The 19,352-nt window shown below is 40.4% G+C and carries 17 protein-coding genes; 6 read left to right on the top strand and 11 right to left on the bottom strand.

What is annotated here, in order from left to right; genetic code table 11:
• Positions 1–36: 36 nt before the first annotated feature.
• Together HWQ43_RS21035 and HWQ43_RS21030 are read right to left on the bottom strand one after the other, a co-directional pair.
• Complete coding sequence (locus HWQ43_RS21035) at positions 37–159, bottom strand: hypothetical protein (protein ID WP_292737680.1); 123 nt, start codon at positions 157–159, stop codon at positions 37–39.
• Between the two features lie 62 nt (positions 160–221).
• Positions 222–953, bottom strand: coding sequence for an SDR family oxidoreductase (locus tag HWQ43_RS21030; RefSeq protein WP_292737678.1), 732 nt, complete (start codon positions 951–953; stop codon positions 222–224).
• A gap of 208 nt (positions 954–1,161) precedes the next feature.
• Here HWQ43_RS21030 and HWQ43_RS21025 point away from each other — a divergent pair, with 208 nt between their 5' ends.
• On the top strand, positions 1,162–2,076 hold the full coding sequence (locus HWQ43_RS21025; RefSeq protein ID WP_292737676.1) for an AraC family transcriptional regulator: 915 nt from the start codon (positions 1,162–1,164) through the stop codon (positions 2,074–2,076).
• An 87-nt stretch (positions 2,077–2,163) separates the two neighbouring features.
• On the opposite strand, the gene HWQ43_RS21020 is transcribed toward HWQ43_RS21025, so the two are convergent.
• Positions 2,164–2,850: an HAD-IA family hydrolase gene (locus tag HWQ43_RS21020; RefSeq protein ID WP_292737674.1), complete on the bottom strand. Its 687-nt coding sequence runs from the start codon at positions 2,848–2,850 to the stop codon at positions 2,164–2,166.
• A 235-nt stretch (positions 2,851–3,085) separates the two neighbouring features.
• On the opposite strand from HWQ43_RS21020, the gene HWQ43_RS21015 reads away from it, so the two are divergent.
• On the top strand, positions 3,086–3,865 hold the full coding sequence (locus tag HWQ43_RS21015) for a glucosamine-6-phosphate deaminase (protein ID WP_292737672.1): 780 nt from the start codon (positions 3,086–3,088) through the stop codon (positions 3,863–3,865).
• A 320-nt stretch (positions 3,866–4,185) separates the two neighbouring features.
• Here HWQ43_RS21015 and HWQ43_RS21010 read toward each other — a convergent pair whose 3' ends face one another.
• On the bottom strand, positions 4,186–4,677 hold the full coding sequence (locus HWQ43_RS21010) for an orange carotenoid protein N-terminal domain-containing protein (protein WP_292737670.1): 492 nt from the start codon (positions 4,675–4,677) through the stop codon (positions 4,186–4,188).
• 597 nt (positions 4,678–5,274) lie between these two features.
• Here HWQ43_RS21010 and HWQ43_RS21005 point away from each other — a divergent pair.
• Entirely contained in the window at positions 5,275–5,652 is a 378-nt protein-coding gene (locus HWQ43_RS21005; protein ID WP_292737668.1) for a hypothetical protein, read from the top strand.
• A 229-nt stretch (positions 5,653–5,881) separates the two neighbouring features.
• On the opposite strand, the gene HWQ43_RS21000 is transcribed toward HWQ43_RS21005, so the two are convergent.
• Positions 5,882–7,330 carry an AAA-like domain-containing protein gene (locus HWQ43_RS21000; protein ID WP_292737666.1) on the bottom strand — a complete coding sequence of 483 codons (1,449 nt, stop codon included), beginning with the start codon at positions 7,328–7,330 and terminating at the stop codon, positions 5,882–5,884.
• Positions 7,331–8,051: 721 nt separating this feature from the next.
• Positions 8,052–8,435 carry a hypothetical protein gene (locus HWQ43_RS20995; protein ID WP_292737664.1) on the bottom strand — a complete coding sequence of 128 codons (384 nt, stop codon included), beginning with the start codon at positions 8,433–8,435 and terminating at the stop codon, positions 8,052–8,054.
• 1,017 nt (positions 8,436–9,452) lie between these two features.
• On the opposite strand from HWQ43_RS20995, the gene HWQ43_RS20990 reads away from it, so the two are divergent.
• Positions 9,453–12,260 carry a zinc-dependent metalloprotease gene (locus HWQ43_RS20990; RefSeq protein ID WP_292737662.1) on the top strand — a complete coding sequence of 936 codons (2,808 nt, stop codon included), beginning with the start codon at positions 9,453–9,455 and terminating at the stop codon, positions 12,258–12,260.
• Between the two features lie 17 nt (positions 12,261–12,277).
• On the opposite strand, the gene HWQ43_RS20985 is transcribed toward HWQ43_RS20990, so the two are convergent.
• The 3 genes from HWQ43_RS20985 to HWQ43_RS20975 all read right to left on the bottom strand — a co-directional run bounded on the left by HWQ43_RS20985 (position 12,278) and on the right by HWQ43_RS20975 (position 14,686).
• Positions 12,278–13,198 carry an alpha/beta hydrolase gene (locus HWQ43_RS20985; RefSeq protein WP_292737660.1) on the bottom strand — a complete coding sequence of 307 codons (921 nt, stop codon included), beginning with the start codon at positions 13,196–13,198 and terminating at the stop codon, positions 12,278–12,280.
• A 158-nt stretch (positions 13,199–13,356) separates the two neighbouring features.
• On the bottom strand, positions 13,357–13,866 hold the full coding sequence (locus tag HWQ43_RS20980) for a HugZ family protein (RefSeq protein WP_292737658.1): 510 nt from the start codon (positions 13,864–13,866) through the stop codon (positions 13,357–13,359).
• Between the two features lie 163 nt (positions 13,867–14,029).
• Positions 14,030–14,686, bottom strand: coding sequence for a DUF3386 domain-containing protein (locus HWQ43_RS20975; RefSeq protein ID WP_292737655.1), 657 nt, complete (start codon positions 14,684–14,686; stop codon positions 14,030–14,032).
• Between the two features lie 100 nt (positions 14,687–14,786).
• Here HWQ43_RS20975 and HWQ43_RS20970 point away from each other — a divergent pair, with 100 nt between their 5' ends.
• Together HWQ43_RS20970 and HWQ43_RS20965 are read left to right on the top strand one after the other, a co-directional pair.
• Complete coding sequence (locus HWQ43_RS20970; protein WP_292737653.1) at positions 14,787–15,458, top strand: LuxR C-terminal-related transcriptional regulator; 672 nt, start codon at positions 14,787–14,789, stop codon at positions 15,456–15,458.
• Positions 15,459–15,918: 460 nt separating this feature from the next.
• Entirely contained in the window at positions 15,919–16,596 is a 678-nt protein-coding gene (locus HWQ43_RS20965) for a hypothetical protein (protein ID WP_292737651.1), read from the top strand.
• Between the two features lie 121 nt (positions 16,597–16,717).
• Here the strand turns inward: HWQ43_RS20965 and HWQ43_RS20960 are convergent, their stop codons facing one another.
• Entirely contained in the window at positions 16,718–18,229 is a 1,512-nt protein-coding gene (locus HWQ43_RS20960) for a BamA/TamA family outer membrane protein (RefSeq protein ID WP_292737649.1), read from the bottom strand.
• A gap of 16 nt (positions 18,230–18,245) precedes the next feature.
• Complete coding sequence (locus HWQ43_RS20955) at positions 18,246–19,052, bottom strand: DUF3598 family protein (RefSeq protein WP_292737682.1); 807 nt, start codon at positions 19,050–19,052, stop codon at positions 18,246–18,248.
• Positions 19,053–19,352: the final 300 nt, after the last annotated feature.

Below are 19,352 nucleotides of genomic sequence, written 5' to 3'. Positions count from 1 at the left end.
AGTTTACTTTGACGCATTCATTGACCTTGCTACAATTCATATCTGGATTAACAAAATATTATTAGTGGGATAGGTTCCCATACATCCGAGAGCTAGGGGGAAAACAGTTAGACCTTTAGAACCAAGTTGGCGAGGTTGAATTTTATTTTGGGTAGTCATATAGGGCTTCTCAGTTGTTTTACTGCTAGCTTAGGTTGAAAATTCTCCGCATCTTTGCGTAACTATACGCTGGCTGTGGGGCGCACGATAATCTCATTCACATCAACGTCATCCGGTTGTTCGATTGCAAAGGCGATCGCTCTGGCCATCGCTTCAGCCGGAAGCGCAATCTTACGGAATTCCTGCATACCTTTCTCAGCTTCGGCGTCAGTAATGCTATCGGCCAGTTCTGACTCCGTTACGCCCGGCGAAATAACTGTAACGCGAATGTCAGTATTTTCCTGACGCAGCCCCTCCGAAATTGCCAACACCGCGAACTTAGTTGCTGAGTAAACGGCGCAGGTTGGCCACACCGCATGTCCGCCGATGGAGGACAGATTGACGAACTGGCCAAATCCCTGGCGTTTCATCAGTGGTAGCCCAGCGGCGATGCCATTAAGTACGCCACGGATGTTCACGTTAATCATCCAGTCCCATTCATCAACCTTCAGCGCTTCTAGCTTCGAGAGCGGCATAACGCCTGCATTGTTGACGATGACATCAATGCGGCCAAATTTGCTCTGAGCAAATTCTACAAAGGCTTGGAAGTCGGCGCGATTAGTAACATCAAGGGTCTGATACTCCGCCGAGCCTCCCTCAGAGCGGATTGTAGCCACGAGGGTTTCTAGGCGATCCGTGCGTCGTGCGCCCAGGATGACGTAAATGCCCTTACGAGCGAGTAGACGTGCTGTCGCCTCACCGATACCGCTACTTGCACCTGTAATTAGTACGACTTTCTGTTGGTTGGTAGTCATAAAACCGGATCTCCAAGTTGTTGTATTCTCTAGCACACTCTTAATCTAAGAGAGTCAAAGCCTGATGCGGTAATCTGAACCTGCGAAATTCTTGCCTAATCCTGCATTTTTTTTCATTGTTTATCATAAAAAGATAAGCTGACCTCAGCGGCTAAATAGATTGCGGCTGCCCTGAATGTTAGTTTCATAAAGGATTTCAAACGACATTATGGAACAGACTGTTAGAAAGCAGCAGTCCGAGCTAGCCGCTCTGATTGCACAGAACAGTAATGGAGATGGTGTCCATCCCATAGCGATCGAGCGGTTATTCCTGATCCGCTCTTTACAACCTACTGCGCCTCTCCATGCCCTGCATGAGCCTGCCCTGTGCATCGTCGCTCAGGGAAAGAAACAGGTAATGTTGGCAGACAATCTGTATGTTTATGGTCAAGACCAATATTTGGTGGTATCCATCGATCTGCCTGTTGTCGGTCAAGTGATTGAAGCAACGCCAAGCGTTCCGTATCTGTGTCTTCGGCTCGATTTAGATATGGGAGAACTCAGCACACTGATGATGGAGGCAAAACTAGAGGCTCCAGCGAACGAACCACCGGAACCGGGCTTGTCTATTAATCCTGTTAGCCCGCAACTGCTTGATGCCGCAATCCGACTTGTACGGTTGTTGGAAACACCTCAAGATATTGCTATTCTCGCACCTTTGATTGTCCGAGAAATTCTCTACCGTTTGTTATCAGGGGAACATAGTGCTAGATTGCGACAGATTGCTTTAGTCGATAAACAACTCCAAGCAATTAGCAGAGCGATCAACTGGCTTAAATGGAACTACGAAAAACCATTTCGGATTGATACGATCGCTCGTGAAGCGCGCATGAGTCCCTCGTCGCTTCATCATCACTTCAAGTCAGTCACCACCATGAGTCCTTTGCAATATCAAAAACAACTTAGGCTTCAACAAGCCCGTCGTCTGATGCTGGGACAGGGTATGGATGCGGCAACAGCTAGTCATTATGTGGGTTATGAAAGCCCCTCACAGTTCAGCCGTGAATACAGTCGCTTGTTCGGCGCACCACCGTTGCGTGATATGGCTCGGTTAAAAAGTGGAGTTTTTGGGGATGGGGGATGAGGGGCAGGGGAGAAATCAATTCAAAATTCAAAATTCAAAATTCAAAATTAAAGAATTTCTGCCTTCTGCCTCCTCTTCCCCATGTCCTCAAAAATTAGAAGCGATCGCACTTAAATCTGGCTCGATGAGTGAGTTTAGCAATGTCCACAATTGCAAATCAGTAAAGTCTGGAATTGCCATAAATGCACCGACTGACTGCAAAACTTGCGGATCGTGGGTGGAAGCGATGCCAATGGTGCGAATATCTGCGCCCACCGCTGAACGAATACCGGAGGGAGAGTCTTCTAAAGCGATCGCTTCTTCTGCTGTAATCCCCAATTTATTCAGGGCAACTTGGTAGGGCACAGGATCGGGTTTACCTGCAATACAATCATCCGCTAAAACAACTGTATGAAAAGCTTCTTTTATCCCCAAAACCTCTAGCATAAATTCTGCATTTAATCTAGGCGCATTAGTTACTAATGCACGTTTTAATTGATGTGTTTCTGTCCATGCTAGTAGTTCAGAAAATCCACTTAGCGGTTTAAGATGTGGGGCGAGTTTGCGGAACAACGCCTCTTTTTCGTCTGCAAATTGTTGCCCTTCTGCTGCTGGTAATTGTGGCAGAATGTCTTTAACAATTTCTGGATTTAGCCTTCCACTAATTCGGGATTTATAAAATGTTTCGTCTATTTCTATGCTGTAATTTAACAGCATTTCCCGCCAAGCTCGGTAGTGTATGGGGTCAGTGTTGACAATAGTGCCGTCTAGGTCAAAGAGAATTGCAGCCAGCATGATTTTTGGGTAGAATGTAAATAATTGTTAACTTAATTTAAATAGTTTACATTGTTTTTTGTCTTTAGTGATTGTTCCTTTGTTAATACGGGGATTGAGGACTGGAGAAGAAAATTTCAATAGTCACAAATTAATCTGCTAATCCTAAAATCTATACTGGATAGGGCATATAAGGGCAGACAGGTAAAACCTCTCAATAAACTGCCGTATAATTGATAACCTTCTTCGTAAGCAAATGGTAGCCGCTACAAACTTTTTTCGCGTTGACGATTTACTAGTGCAGATTTACAACTCTGAAGTCGAAATGGCTGAGGATGTTGCCGAAATCGTGCAAAAATATTTACAGCAAGTTCTTAATCTTCAGGATACAGCTGCTGTATTGTTAGCTACAGGTAACTCCCAACTCAAATTTCTTGATGCTTTGATTGCATTGGGTGGTGTAGATTGGTCACGGATTATTCTGTTCCATCTAGATGAATATTTGGGAATTACTGCTAACCATTCTGCCAGTTTTCGGCGTTATATGCGAGAACGTGTAGAAAAACGGGTTAATCCTAAGAAATTTCACTATATAGAAGGTGATACATTACAACCAGTAGCAGAGTGCGATCGCTACACTAAATTATTGCAAGCACAACCGATTGACTTATGCTGTCTTGGTGTTGGCGAAAATGGGCATTTAGCTTTTAACGATCCAGCTGTAGCAAATTTTCAAGATCCTTACAGGGTGAAACTGGTAAAACTAGATAATGTGAACCGTCAGCAACAAGTAAGTACAGGTCACTTTCCGAATTTAGAAAATGTCCCACAGTATGCTTTTACTGTCACCATTCCAACAATTTGTTCTGCTAAAAAAATTATCTGTCTTGCTCCAGAAAAACGTAAAGCAAATGTGGTAAAACAGATGCTGCAAGCTTCTATCAGTACAGACTGTGCGGCTTCTATTCTCCGTCAACAACCCCAAGCGACGTTGTTTTTAGATGTTAATTCTGCTAGCGTACTAGAATTAACTTAAACTTATCCCCACCTTAATTTTCCAAGCTTTTCCAAGCTAATTAGTGCAGCGATCGCTGTAATTGCATTAGGTAGTTTCAGTATACAATAAGGTTATAAATATCAAGCGAGCGTCTATGTACAAACGCGCTTTGCTTAACTGAACTGTATTGGTTTATACAACACATAAGCATCTCGAAATAATTAACTAAAAAATTCCTAAATACGCCAGTCATCAAAATATAGCTTTATATTAAGCGACTGGCGAATCTAGCAAGCTTTAAAAGAAGGGTAGAAATAACTTAATAGATACCCTCAAGCATCCTAAAAAATTCCAAAGTGCTAAATTCCAGCACCTGATTTTGCTTCAGCACCCATTGGTGAAACATAATCACGGAAAAGAGTAATCTGTTGTTCAAACTCTAATCCTTGAATTTTGCCAAACAACGCTTTAGCTTCGGAAGGAAGTTGATAATCATCAGGTACAGGAATGATAGTACCATTATCCATCCCTTGAGATAATCGATACCAAAACAGGAGTTTTGTCGTATCACCCAAAGAGCCATACTCACGAGAAATTTGGGTATCCACTTTATTAATCAAATCACGCTGAACTTGTAATTGTTGTTCGTGAGATAATTCCTTAACTTGATTAAATAAACCTTCAGCTATTTCTGGAGAAACAGTACTGGCTCCAGGAGCGGCTGGAGTAATTGAACCCCCCATTTCTTTATAGATAAACCAAAACAAAGCAAGTTGTTGATCTACATTTAAATTTTGCCAAGCTTGAACGTGTTCCCGAATAGTTGGATCGTTAGTTTGTGTGTATGTCATGATTAAGTCCAATTGCTTGCAATTACTTATTTATTCTTCAGTAATGTTACCAAATGTACATTTGGAGTTTTACCCTACTGAAGACAGATGTATTAAAATCATAAAGAGGATCGTTCAAAGGCAAAATAATGCTTGACAAGTGCCAAATGAAAGAGTTAGCAATTAAAAGTCTATTGCCAAATTGAATGATTGTTAAAAGGTATTTCCCTAGATAGATGTTAGCTTGATTGTAATAGTGGATAAAAAAGCACTAATTATTAATTTTTGAAAGGGCTAAATGTAGGGCTTAGGCATTGACAGAAATAACCAACTGCAAATTAAATCTCGTTACAATGCAGAGCCTTGTAATGCTTTTGTGGGTGGACTACTGCCTCAAGTCAAACGTTAATCTCTATTTTTGTAGATTGCGATCGCTTTTCAGAATTCAGTTTTTAATTATCTTCTTAACTGTCTTAACTGTCATTGCATTTTTTGGAAGATAGCGAGAAAATACAAACGTGACATTCATAAGCACAGAAAGAACTTACCGTTAAAATATTTATTTGCTAAAAATGCAATTATTTAAATCAATTCTATTCTTTTGGAGGAGAAAAAATAATGAATTCATTCAACCAAAGGCAAACTCATATAATAACACAAGGGAAAGGGATTTATCTGTCTGGTAATCCCATTAAAACTGAAAATTTTTCTATTCAAAAGACCCTACGGAATGGTGGAAAAATCCGTTTCAAAATTCGTTATTCTGCTGAACTACAGGGCTTTTGTCTGCTAGAAATTTTCCTAATGAGAGCGAAAAATAGCACACTAACTGCTGGTATGACTATCCCTAATAGTGGCTCAACAGCTAGTTTTCAAGAACAAGAGCAAGAATTTAGTATTTGGGAATCAGAAGATTATTACTTCTTTTTCAAAATGTCTTCCAATAATGGAAGATTTTATATCGAGGATTATCAACTTTATTGGTCAAACAATTAATTATTTTTCGTTGAAAATAACAAAATCATCAGCCCTAAACTCCAGCAAAATAAAAGCATAAGTCGTCATGATTCAGGATTAATATCATAATTTGCTTTATGACTTAATTAAGCCTAAAGAACCCCTAAAGAGACAAAACGTAGCTTTGGCTGCTTGTTTCTAGCCAAATAAGGGATTAAGAGGAGCGATTACGATGAACATTAGAGAAAGCGTCTGTAATAATTCTTTCTCAAGCACGTTTTTTCAAGGATTTATATTCAAATTCAGCAATACCTAGTTGTTTTTTAAAGTAAGCACGGTAGAGTTCACAACGCGGTAGGATACGATCGCCTTTATAAGCTATCAAACCCAAGCTTTCGAGCTTATGAGCGTCAATGGGATTGAGAGAAATGCTTTGCTTTGCAGCTACAACTTCAACATACGCCTTTACTAAACTAGGATTTTCTTGTAAGATTGCCCAGTGTCGCCATAGATGATAGCGATAGATACCGCCGTTAGCGATCGCATCTTCTATCAGTTCTTCTAAGGTCAGTCCTTGACAGCATAGATAATATAGAGCAATCCGAATCAGTGCTGGATGTCCCCCCACCAGAGACATCAGTTGGTTAACTTCGTTATTAAAAGTCCAATCTAAACCATGTCGTTGGGCTAAGTATTTTACTTGGTGGTCAGTAAATTCTGGCAGACGGATCGGTAGGCCAATATTAAATGGAGAACGGTTGATATCCAGCGAGACATATACTTCTGTGGAGTAAACTACCACTAGCCTGAGTTTCTGCAAGTTGGTATCTTGTCGTGCTTCTTCATACCAAGAGCGCAACAAACCAAAGAACTCTGGAGCAATTTCTGGATATTCAAAAAAGCGGTCAACCTCATTTAACACTAAAACTACTGGACTTTTGCACTGCTTGAGCAAATAAGATTGCAAATATAAACTGCAACTCAACTTACAACCTATTTCTTCATCCCAGTTGTCATCTAGCTTTGGGTCAATGTCTAATTCTGTTGCTATTTGCCAACAAAGAGAACGCAAAAGTTTATTTAAGTCTGTCAGACAGCTTGAATCGATTTGGTTGCAATTCACATTCACCGAGCGATAACTTTGCATTTTGGCAAAGGCTAACAGCCGCAGCACAAGAGAACTTTTTCCCATTTCTCTTGTTGCTCGAATCCGAATCACGCAGCCTGGTTGAATTACTTCTCGATAAACTAGTTCCTCGATTGGGGGACGATCGACATAGAAGGGGGAATCTACAGGTACGGGGCCATCTGGGTATGACCAAAGATTTTCGAGTTGGTTATGGTGTTGAGTCGCAAGATAATCTAAGGATAAAGACGGAAATAATTTTCTTTCTCCTGTGTCTAAACTCACCGAGAGAGCTTGAGAGGCTTCCGTATAATTAGGCTCACTCAGGATTCCATAGTCTTCCCTGCATAATTCTAGGTTAAAGGCGCTAAAGCACAATTTTAAGGTTTTTTGATCGACGCCTGTATTCAACGACCATAATCGGTTCAGAGTTTTGGTAGATACCTTCATGCGATCACCTAAATCTTCTAGAGTGAAGCGTTCTCCATTGTTTTCTACCTTTTCTATGGCCAGAATCGCCCCTTCTAAACGCTTTAGCCCAGCGATCGTTAGGACAAGTCCCCGCCTTCGCGTCCTTTTAGATTGCTTCATATCACTAATTATTAATCTACTTTCCTTATTTACTGTCTTAGCTATTTCCTCATTGTTTCACGTTTTCAAACAGTTATTCAACTGTTACTTACCTGCTCTAAAAATACTATAAATTTGGTAAAAAAATATACGTATATTACTTAGGATAGTTAGATAAGTGGGTATAAACAAACATAACTGTATTGATTGTTATTTTTTCTCCCCTACAGAAAGACGCTGACGCTTCTGCATCAAGTATCTTTGACTACTTGTAAATATCAAATGACAAGCCTTAATAGTTGACTTTATTTCTACCAATTTACTCAGTATTACTGAAAAATATTTTTTATCTGGTATCAATCTGAATTTTGCAGTGCAGACTCATCCAACAAGGTGTACTGTCGTAGAATGCCCGCAGGAATGTAGGGAGAATACCGCACTGGCTTCACTTCAATACCAAAGCGTAGTTTTGGGTTTTTTCAAGCTTAATAGCGAGCAAACAGACGCAAGATTGTAGCACGCAGTAGGGGCATACAGCTAGCTGTACGCCCCTACTAAAAACCTATATTTAATGCGATTCACGAAACGCTACAATCTATTATCAGCAAGGGTGAGGACGTTACCCAAATTATTAGAAGAGTTGATTGGTTAAACACCAGCCTTGCTAATATTACTCATTTATTGGCGAAAAGTTATTACTACTTACTGCCAGGTAAAGATTGTAACGCATTGATCATCGAACTTAGTTAAGGATCTTTTTGCCTGTTTGTGCTGCACTATCCCCTACATCACTAGCAGTTTTCTGAGCACCTTTTACGTAGCCAGATCCAAATTGTTTAAAGGCTTCTGCTGACTCTCCTCCAATCTTTTTAAGTCGTTCGCCAGGAGAACCTTCCGTTTCACGAGCTTCTTTATTCCACTCCCCGATTGTTCTCGGTCTTTGAGAATCATCTTGCTGTATCTGTTCGCGAACTCTTTCCTTTAAGCCTGTGTTATTTTGCCCAGGAGCAACATTGGTCGTCAGCACTAGAAAACCAACTATGACAACAGCCAAAAAACCTTTTATTTGAAGTCCTTTAAGCAGGGAGCTGATGTGACTAATAGTTCTAGAAATCAAATTTATCATGCCAATTAGTTTGTTTTTTGGAGTACAAATAACAGATTAACTATAAAAAAATAATTATCCTTCTAACAAAAGGCATATCTCAGTTATGAAAAATTTTGGATGAGACTATACCAATCATCTACAAGCAAATCAACTAAATCAAACCGTTCCTAGAAGTGAAAAAGAATGTACAGTCCTAGCATTGCTACGTCTCTATAAGGGTTCTGGATAACGCATATTTAATTTCACCAGATGTGGATTAACTGCAATATTTAGTCACCCACGATATTATTCATATATTGCTTGATTTTGACATCACCTAAGCGGTAGAAATTGGTGTACTCGCTTTTGCTTCTACACAAAACTACAGCAAATTACTCAAAATTGGTTTGTGGTTGGCTAAATTGCTTCATCTTATCCTGGCTAACAAATCAAAAAGACCGAGAATTAGGTAAAAAAGCTGATTTTGTCTTGGAATAACGCTTTAAAGACCATTGAGAATAATTTAGGATGTGAGAAAACGGTTTAGATTCGGATAAATTTCCAAAATTCATCCGAAAAAGCATTTAAATGCTCAATAACAGCTTTTTTAGAAGTCTTACTCTTTATTTATAAATCATGCTTGAGATTCCTTGGGCTGCCAAATGTAGCACTAAATACATTTTTAATGCTACATTTGGCTTTTAATACAGATAGAATTAAAAAAAACATGTATCTTTGGTTATAAAAATTATCAACCTTAAAAGATAGATGCTTAATGGATAATTCCTAAATAGTTACTAATAACAATCAATAGTCACACGACTTTTAGGCTAGTACACTGTGGCGGAAGTTTCCCTACCTTTAATAAGTTGCTTGAACAATTTGTCTAGTTAATTGAGATGGTAGCTGAATTTATGCTGTGCCGTACTAGAGGCCTTGTTTATCTGACTGAGTGAATTTATACCCTAATCCCTAGATATTTGAAGGGTTTACAGACGAAAAACTACTCGATATTTTTCCTCAACACGAGAACTGCTTCAGGTGGAAAGCCAAAGGATGAAATACTGGATAACGAAATTAGCAGTCTGTATAGTATTACTGTATAGCTTGTTGCTATCAAATGATTATGCAGGAGCAACCCAACTTTCAAATACTTCTAATATTGATGTACAGCAATTAAATACACTCCCAGTAGTTAAAAACGTAGCAAGTGCTGACAATAATCTTGCTGAGATTAAAAAGGAAGATTTTTGCAGGTTTAATGGGATTGTTAATCGGGTAGATAAACTAGAGGGACTCTTCACACTTTATTGCAGCGAAGATTCGGGAAAAGTTTTCTTAGAACTTAAGCCACAGCAGCTAAATATAGATTACCTAGCTATAGTGACATTGGAATCAGGCATTGGGGAAAGTGGAATTTATAGTGGATTACCTCTCTCTGATTTTATCTTTTACTTCCGACGAGTAAATAATAGATTGCATTTTGTTGTGCGTAATGTAAAATTTCGTACAGACAGTATACCAGAACAGCGATCGCTTGCTCGCTCATTTAGCGATTCAGTTCTTTATTCACTCGAAATAGCCACTATCGATCCAAATAATAAAAATATTCTGATAAACATGAATGAAGTGCTAATGCAGGATTTTCCTGGATTAACTCCTCTATTAAAATACTCTTTACAGGCTGATTACCGCTTAGATGCACGCAAGTCATATTTTGGTGATGTTAACAGCTTCCCAGAAAATATAGAAATTGATTCTATTTACGGTTTTTCATCAATAGAAGGATCGAATTTAATCGCTGTACCCGATAGTAGGGCACTTACTCTGAAGGTACACTACAGTTTTTCTCAAATGAGAGAAAACAATGGTTATATTCCCAGACTTGCCGATGGTAGAGTTGGATATTTTACTACTGCTTTCCAAGATTTCTCTAATAATAATGATAATGCTCACGAATCATTTGTACGTTACATTAATCGCTGGCATCTAGAACCATCCGATCCTAACGCCCCCTTATCTCCACCCAAAAAACCAATTGTGTATTGGATTGAAAATGCTGTGCCACTAGAATATCGCGATGCGATTCGTGAAGGGGTTTTGATGTGGAATAAAGCATTTGAAAAAGCTGGATTTCAAAATGCCATTCAAGTGCAGCAAATGCCAGATGATGCTAATTGGAAACCAGCAGATGTACATTACAACACTATTCGCTGGTTCAATTCTTTAGATGCAGGTTTTGCTAAAGGGCCAATGCGCGTCAACCCATTTACCGGGGAAATATTGGATGCAGATATCATTGTGGATGCCAATATGGTGCGCTTAGTTCAGCAAGAATATCACGCACTGATGGAGTCAAATTCATCACCGAATACAAATTCATGTCAAGAAAATACGAAAGGACGTGAAGACGCTGGGAAATTTCTGGATAAATTTGCGTCCTCTTCCTCTGCTCACTTTTTTTCCTCAGAGTCCTGCTATGGTATGGAATCTTCAAATCAAGCAGCTATGGGAGCGCTAGCGTTGTCAATGTTGCCAAACACTACATCTAGTAGTGAAACGATGAAGGAGTATGTGCATCAATATTTGCGTTCTCTCATCGCTCACGAAATCGGGCACACTCTGGGTTTGCGCCACAATTTTTATGGCAGCACTATGTTAGCGCCAGAAGAATTAAATAATACTGAAATCACTCACACCAAAGGTTTAGTGGGTTCGGTGATGGACTATGTACCTGTGAACATAGCACCACAGGGAGTACAGCAAGGTGACTATTTTCCAGGAGTTGTTGGGCCTTATGACGAATGGGCAATTGAGTATGGTTATAAAAGATTTCCATCAACAGCGCTTGAGGTAACTATTCCAGAATCAGAAAAAAGTTTTTTAGACCAGATTGCACTAGCGTCGCCTCAACCAGAATTATCTTATGCAACCGATGAAGATATCTGGGACATTAATCCTTTTGCAAATGTCTGGGATATGAGTAGTGATGTGCTACTTTATTCACAGTGGCAAATGGATAATGCTCGTTTTATGTGGCAGCATCTTGATAACGGTTATCTATCGAAAGGAGAAAGCTATAGTAACCTGCGTCTTCAGTTTAATAGAGTACTTAAATATTATTTTCGGAACGCTACTTTGCTTTCTAAATACATCGGTGGACAATCGTTTCGGCGTCTCCATGCCAATGACGATGCTTGGTCATTTGTCCCAGTTTCACTTTTAAAACAACGCGAAGCGTTGACAAAGTTGCAAGAGTATGTATTTGCAGAAAATGCTTTCAGCTTTTCACCACAATTGCTCAATCAACTAGCACCCTCGCGTTGGGGACACTGGGGTAGTTCTGCACCTAATAACCGCCTTGATTATCCAATTCACGATCGCATTTTGAGTTTTCAAAGTACGATATTGCAATCGCTATTAGACAGCGATCGCCTGAATCGGTTACAAGATATAGAATTAAAAACTCTGCCTGGAGAAGCGCTTTCCATACCAGAACTGTTCGACACCCTGCAAACAGGCATCTGGACAGAAGTTTTCGCCCCCGGAGAACCAAAGCCAATTTCGAGCATCCGCCGTTCATTGCAACGGGAACATCTGAATATTTTGTTACAGATGATGTTGGGTACTACTAATACACCTGAAGATGGCCGGACATTGGCTTGGTATGAATTGCGCCAACTGCAAAAAGCCATTGATGCCAAACTCAAACAACTTGGTGAACAGGGCATTGGCGGGTTTCCTTCCCTTGAAACCACCACGAACCCTGAGAGAGAAAGCCTTGATATTTACACCTTAGCTCACTTAGAAGCTTCTGGCGATCGCATTACTAAAGCATTAAACGCACAGCTACTTTCTAAATAGTCATTAGTCATTAGTCATTAGTTATTCTCCCCTGCTCCCCTACTCCCTACTTTTCCAAGATACCGCTGTAATAGACCAATGAAAACTTCTGGTATTTCCAAATGAGGTAATATTCCAGCATCTGCGATCGCATAAAAATCTCGAATTGCTCTTGGATTTAAATTTGCCAAGCGTTGTCCTAATTTGATGTTGGTAAATTGTGCCTTTTCTCCCCAAAAAATGACAGTGGGAACTGTTAGTTGTTGAATATATAAACTCAAGTCAAAGTAAAGATCGCCCCGCAAAAATGCTAAAGCAGCAAACTTGGCATTAGCTTGTTGTGCCGAGGTTAAATAAGCCTCCACCATCTCTTGAGATACTCGTTGTGACTTAGCAAACAGAAAACTTTGTAAGAAATTTCGGACTGCAATTTCATTTTCAGCACCAAGCATATAAATAAAATTGTCCAACAGAGGCGCATTGATTACCGAAAGCGGAAGTCTGCGTCCAGCACCCTGCCCAAAATCATCAAATCCAGAAGGGGAAACCAAAAACAGTGCTTTGAGTAAATTGGGTTGAACAATAGCTAGGCGAATAGCAAAAGCGGCTGTGAGAGATGAGGCTACCACTGTCACCGGCTGGCGACAAGTTTGGATGATAAACTCTGCGATCGTGCTGAGATAATCCCTAATTTTATAATCCCGCACTGGATGGGCCGATTCTCCCCAGCCGATTAAATCGGGGGCTAAAATGTGGTAATTAGAGGCAAAAGCCGGATAAACTTTAGACCATTCATAAGCAGACGCTCCCCCACCAAAGTTATGGAGAAATAGTAGTGGGGGTAAATCTTCAGTGTCAGCAATCGTCCAAGGTGCATTCGTTTGGGTATAGTAAACCATTGCTCCCAAGGATGTATGGATAACTTTATGTCCAAAGCCAGGAGGTTGAAACTGAAGCATAAAATTAAAAAGTTTAGCTTATTTGAATTTGCATACAGTCAAACTAATTCAGGATTCAAAATACATCAGTCTGAATAGCTAAAGAATCAGGAGAAGATTTGATGCTTCCATAGATAGCAGAATTCAGAATTCAGAATGGGCTACGCCCCATTCATAATTTACCCTTGCTTTTTCTCGGCATCTCCTGTGATTTGAACAAGTTTATGGAGGTTATCACCACTAATATGATATGCTCCCCCAAAACCAACTACAAAACGACCTTCACTTGGGGTTAGCCGAAAAATCCGAAAGTCAGACAAGCCTCGCAAAACCTCGATAATTTCACCAAACCGTCTTTGAAATTGCTCAACAATTTGATTCCACTTATCAGTTTCACGCTCTATCAAAGTTGCCGTACAATCAAAACTCAAACGACGACGGGCAAAAATTAGATTACTTTTAGCCTCATCCTCGATAAACAAGACACTAACATGAGGATTGGCATAAATATTTTTGGTATGAATCGAAAGACCACTAACGTAAATGTAGATATTCTTGGAATCATCCATTACGAAGGGAGCATAACTAGCATTGGGTATTGCCTGTGCGCTCACGGTGCTAATAATTACACTTTCCAATGCTTCAGGGAATTTTTCGTACTCAGCTTGAATGTTTTCAAGTTGACTCATAAGTAGATTACCACGCTTATTAGGAACACCTAATTAAGTATCTTAACGTGATTGAGCGATGTCTACGAGGAGCTACAGTTACGTATAGAATGCCCAAAAAATAAAAGCGATCGCTCCCTTTAACTCAAGAGCGATCGCTAATTTTTCGATTTTAGAATACAGCTTAAGCAGCAACAGGCTCCAACAATTTAATTTCAGAGAAGATAAATTCCTGAGTAGAAAATTCTCCTGCTGTTTCGGTGCGAATCTCCCGACGATTTAGGATGAAATAGTCACCAACTTTTTCATACTCATCAATAAATTCGCTTCTACCGCCTTTTTGTTCCCCAGTTTTAGGGTCATGGTACACAGAGTCATAGGTATGGGATAGATAACCTTCCCCGGTGTCGTGACTGCTAAAGGTGTCAATGGTAACAAAAGTACCGTGGATTAGACGGTGAACATGGCAGACTTGATTATTGCGGACTTTGTATTTATCGCCTTCAGCCTTACCACCCATTAAAAGCTCAACCGCACCAGTTTCGTCAGTTTTACCATAGCTAAATGTATTAGCGCTGTGGGTGTCTTCAAAGCTGCGGCGGACGCGGTGAATTGCTATCTCCCAGGCTTGACCATGAATTGCTTTCTGGGCTGACTCATCATCTACATCCAAAACTTCGGCTTTGAGATTGGCAGTGATGATAACTTTGCCTGTAAACACTTTATCATCATGCTTATAGGTAATATTTGCAGTATAACCAGGGAAATTCTTGTCCCAAGTATAGCGGTTTTCATAAGCAGCCCGGAAAAGTTCCTGAGCAGAGAGTTGTGTAACTGTCATGTGCTTCTCCTAGTCGCTACTGTAATTAGCGTTTTAGTTTCCTTGGTATTAGCATAGAAGTAATTGTTGAGGCTTGGATAGTCCCCAACTGGGTACACTTATGGCTAATTCTCTACACGCTGTATTTCATGCGATCGCTAATGTCCAGAATGAGCAAGAGTTAAGACTCGCTATCACGGATCGAATTAGCGAGCATTTTGGCGTGCAAAATTGGGGTATTTATCTCCTTGATGAGCAGCCAACCACTGAGATTGATTTTTCAGGCATTCCGGCTGTATGCTTAGAAAGCAATCCAGTGGGGCGCTATGTGGTTGAGCGTCATGCTCCTGCCCACGAACAGTTATTATTATCACCAGGAGACTGGAAACATTTTTGTTCGCGTTCTGACCACGAACACGTGATGACTGGGCCAATTGTTTGCGATGGTCGTCTTGTCGGAACCCTTAACTTGGCTCGTGACAAGGGAAATCCTGCCTTTAATGGTAACGATTTAGCTGACTTGAGCGCTTTATGTATTCATTTGTCATCAAAAATGGCAACCCTACGGACAAAACCCAAAATATCCAATTCCCTGCTAGTTAGTCCTTTAACAGCGCGTGAGTTAGAAATTGCCGATTTGGTGGCGCAGGGGTTAACGAATGCGGAAATAGGGGAAAAACTTTGGATTACGCAAAATTCCGTCAAACAAGCTTTGAAAAGGATGTTTCGGAAGTTGAAGGTTTCGGCGCGTGCAGAAATGGTGGCAAAGCTACAAGATATACAAGTTTCTTGAAGGGCCAGGGGGCAGGAGGCAGGGGGCAGGAGGCAGGGGGCAGGGTTTTTGGGCTTTCTGCGTAGATTCGGGAATTAGAACTATTAGCCGGACATGATATGAAAACTTTAATTCTGGGTATATAACCTAGTTTTCAAAGAAGAATTGTATTGAGTAGAGTGTAGCGAGATACAATTCTTCTTACTTTAATCTCATGCTTTTAAAGGTGGGTTACTCCTGCCTTCTGCCTCCTGCCCCCTGCCTCTTGCCTCCTACCTTCTGTTATAAAGACTCTAACTGATGGTAATCTAAGATTGTAGAACGAAATTCCATAAAAACTTTTGTTTTTGACAGTTTTCTTTTTTGGACAATAGTAATATAAGTCGTGTAAGTCGTGAATAAAGTCTTTGACAATTAAGACTTGGTTATGATGTAAGTAAGTTCTAGAGAACTTAGTTAGTTTTTTAACAGGAGAAGTAGGGTGCTTAACAACCTTCATCAGTTATTATCTCCCCGAAAGTGGGGAATTCCCCTCGCGGGCTTAGGCTTACTTCTCGGTTTGGGCTTTCTAGCCAAGCAGACTCAAGTAATATCATTTACAGATTCTCGATTATCATCGGCTCGGATTCAGAAAACCTCCGAAAACTCTCTTTTGTCGCAGCTGAGAAAAGTTCGAGATCAAAGAAGTCAACTGAATGCGGCTTCTGGAGACGGAAAAACAGTAACTACAATCACAGCGCTGGTTCCAGGCGATGGGGGAACTACAAAAAGCGCAAGAGTTTTACCAAAAGCAACTTTTCCTGTAAAAGATGGGATTTACCTCTATGGTCAATCCCCAAAACCAAACCAGCTTGGTCAAGGTTATATCATATTTCAAAAGCAGCAGGACAAGGTAAGGGGTGCGTTGTATATGCCCCAATCAGAGTTAAATTGTTTTCAGGGTACAATCAACCCATCGGGAGAATTGGCGATGACGGTTAATACTTCGTCAAATGAAGCCAGTTCTGAACAATCGAATCAGGTAGCTACAAGCAATAGATTGCCCAAGGTTGGTGAGGATGAGTCAAATTCTTATGCTTACTCCCTGGCTCTGCAAGACTTTTATCGGTTAAATTCGATCGCAGCTAGCGATCGCCGCACGTTACAAATGTGCAAGTAGTCTCCAATGGCTTGATTATGTTCTTTTAGACTAGACACACTCAAGTAGCTTTTTAGAATAATAGCCCTGAGTGTGTTATCAAGCAATCCTCAATAGTATTCTAGAACTTTTCCGCCACCCGTTAAAATCGCTGACCTGTAGTAACTTCAAATCTAAGTTCTCCTCGATCGCTAATTCCTAAGTCACCTCGAATCAGCCCAAAGGATGACTTGACGCGCAATCCTAAGCCGTAACCAAAGCCACTTCCGGGTTTATCTCGTAGCACTCCTGGTTCTCCTAACACGGTTTCGCTAGACCCGAAATCTGAGGCGAAGTCAGTAAAAAGAACTCCTCCGATTGAGTAATAAATTGGGAAACGATATTCCACAGAAGCTAAACCATAACTCCGACCACTGGCAACTTTTCCATAACCGTAACCCCTGACAGAATCTAGTCCACCAATATTAAAAGCATCAGCTGGTGGAAAGTCTCCAATAGTTGTACCAATTTGCAAATTAATCGCCAACATTTCTGGATTATCAGTTAGTCTACCATTACCGATCCAACTGACTGGTAAATACTGAATATAATCTCCCTGTAGGCGGTTGCTAGAAATATTACCCAGTCCGATAGGAATTGCTTGTTCTGTGCTGAGAGTGAGAATCGATCCTTGAGTCGGATTTTCTCGGCGATCGCGTTGATCTCTGGATACAGAAAATAATACTGTAAATAAGTCATCAATACCAGTACCGCTGACAGATAAAGGATTCCCTAAACTATCGACCTGTACAACTTTATAGTCGCGATCGCGTAGGCTAATTCTGGTATAGTTCAAACTTATAGCTGCATCCCACTCATCAAAAGATCGTAAAACTCCTACAGAACCGCCAAACCTTCCCTCGCGTACTTTGTCACCGTTAGACAATCTGATATCTTCGTTGAAGGTTCCTGATATATTACGATTACGAAAAGCTCTGATGCTGTAGCCTAAGCGGTTTGGTTCTTCAGGACGATAACGACTAGTAAACTGACCATTAAATTGGACATCTTTACCGCTGATTTGTACAGTTGTATCTAATTTATCGTTAAGACCGCTGATATTTTCATCTTTATAACCTAACCGACCGAATAATCCAACATCTTCGTTACTACCGCCTCCTAATATTAGAGAAGGGAAGTTACGCTCTTTAATTTCATAGATGAGATTAACGCTCTTAGCATCTTCTTGTCGATAAACATTGACTTCATTAAAGGACTCTAATCTCCGCAATCGTTGTAAGTCTGCTTCTAGTAAATCTTCACGGAATACCTCACCAGGTTTGAGTTTCAGCAGACCAATGATAAACTCTTTTTGAGTACGTCCTTTGATCGGCTGACCTTTGTCATCGAGCAATTGATCTTTGTTATTAACAAAACGAATCTGAATATCTTTGACAATTCTCTGAGAAAACTCGACAGACTGGTTATCTACGGGAGTTAATCCGATATAGTCACCATATTTTGCATACTCTCCCTCTATCTGTAATGTAGGTTTTGTTGTCACAATACTACTAATGCCATCTTCAGTAGAAGATTGTGAGTCTGCAACGGCCTCTAGATTTTCTCCAGCTATTAAGATGACTGCGATCGCAACTACAGCTATTTGAATATACATAAATAAAGCTTTTTCATTACACCTTTTCTTCAGTAACTAATGTCAAACTAACCCATTCGCCTTTCTCGTTGTAGCTGCGAATCATCCGTTGGCGCAGGTTTGGCTGGATTAACCAACCTGCTTCTATAAAAAATGGTTGGCGTAACTGCACTTTGACAGGTGATGTTGCAGAAGCGCCATCTGGTAAAAATAATACTTGCACCTGCTTTTCTGGGTTTTGGTCAAAGAGAACAATCGGGCCTTTGATGGTAGCAGTTGAGGTAATAGTGCGTTCTGCAAAAGAGGTAATTTGAATTAATCGCCCAGCATCATCAAGTTGCAATTTGAAAGTTGTAGAGTAAGTATCAGGCGATCGCAAATCTGGATATATTGTCAGTGCTTGACCTTGCCATTCTCCCAACAAATCATTTATCTGCAAAGTTGGACGTTCATTTGCTGGGGTTCCAGCTAGATGTTCTCGAATTAAAATTAATTCCTTTAGCTGACCAGTATTATCAAACAGTTGTACCAGACGCAAGCGGCGATTTTCATGAACAAAAGCGAGTTCTCCACCAAATTCGGAAAATGGCCCTAACTGAATTAAACCTTCTGAAAAGGAGCCATTTTCGAAAAATAGCAGACCCCCTCCTACAGAATTAAATTCTCTGATTATATCTTGTCCCGAACGGCTCAGAGTTAGACGCACTTTCTGGCTATTGTTCAAATGTTCTAGGGAAAGACAACTAGGAGTATCATTCAAAAGTGTTCCTTGGGGGGAAAAATTCGTAAATGAACCTTCCCAAACACCGAGATTCTGCAAAAAACATTCCCATTGTGATTTCATAGTGATTTTGTCATTTGTCATTGGTCATTTGTCATTGGTTCTTGGTCATTGGTCATTTGTCATTGATTAGCCCTGATAAGTTGATATGTAGGTTTAATTTCATATTCGTTCAAGCAAACTTCAGTAATTCTTTTAAAATTTTGAAAATTTCGAGTTCAGAGGTCGAAGTTCCGAGTTCAGAAGTCGAAATTCCGAGTTCAGAGGTCGAAGTTCCGAGTTCAGAGGTCGAAGTTCCGAGTTCAGAGGTCGAAATTCCGAGTTCAGAGGTCGAAGTTCCGAGTTCAGAGGTCGAAGTTCCGA

The sequence above is a fragment of the Nostoc sp. JL31 genome, assembly GCF_017114965.1.
Taxonomy (GTDB): domain Bacteria; phylum Cyanobacteriota; class Cyanobacteriia; order Cyanobacteriales; family Nostocaceae; genus Nostoc; species Nostoc punctiforme_A.
Note: the sequence above shows the minus strand (reverse complement) of the source record. Positions and strands in the feature narration are given on the sequence as shown.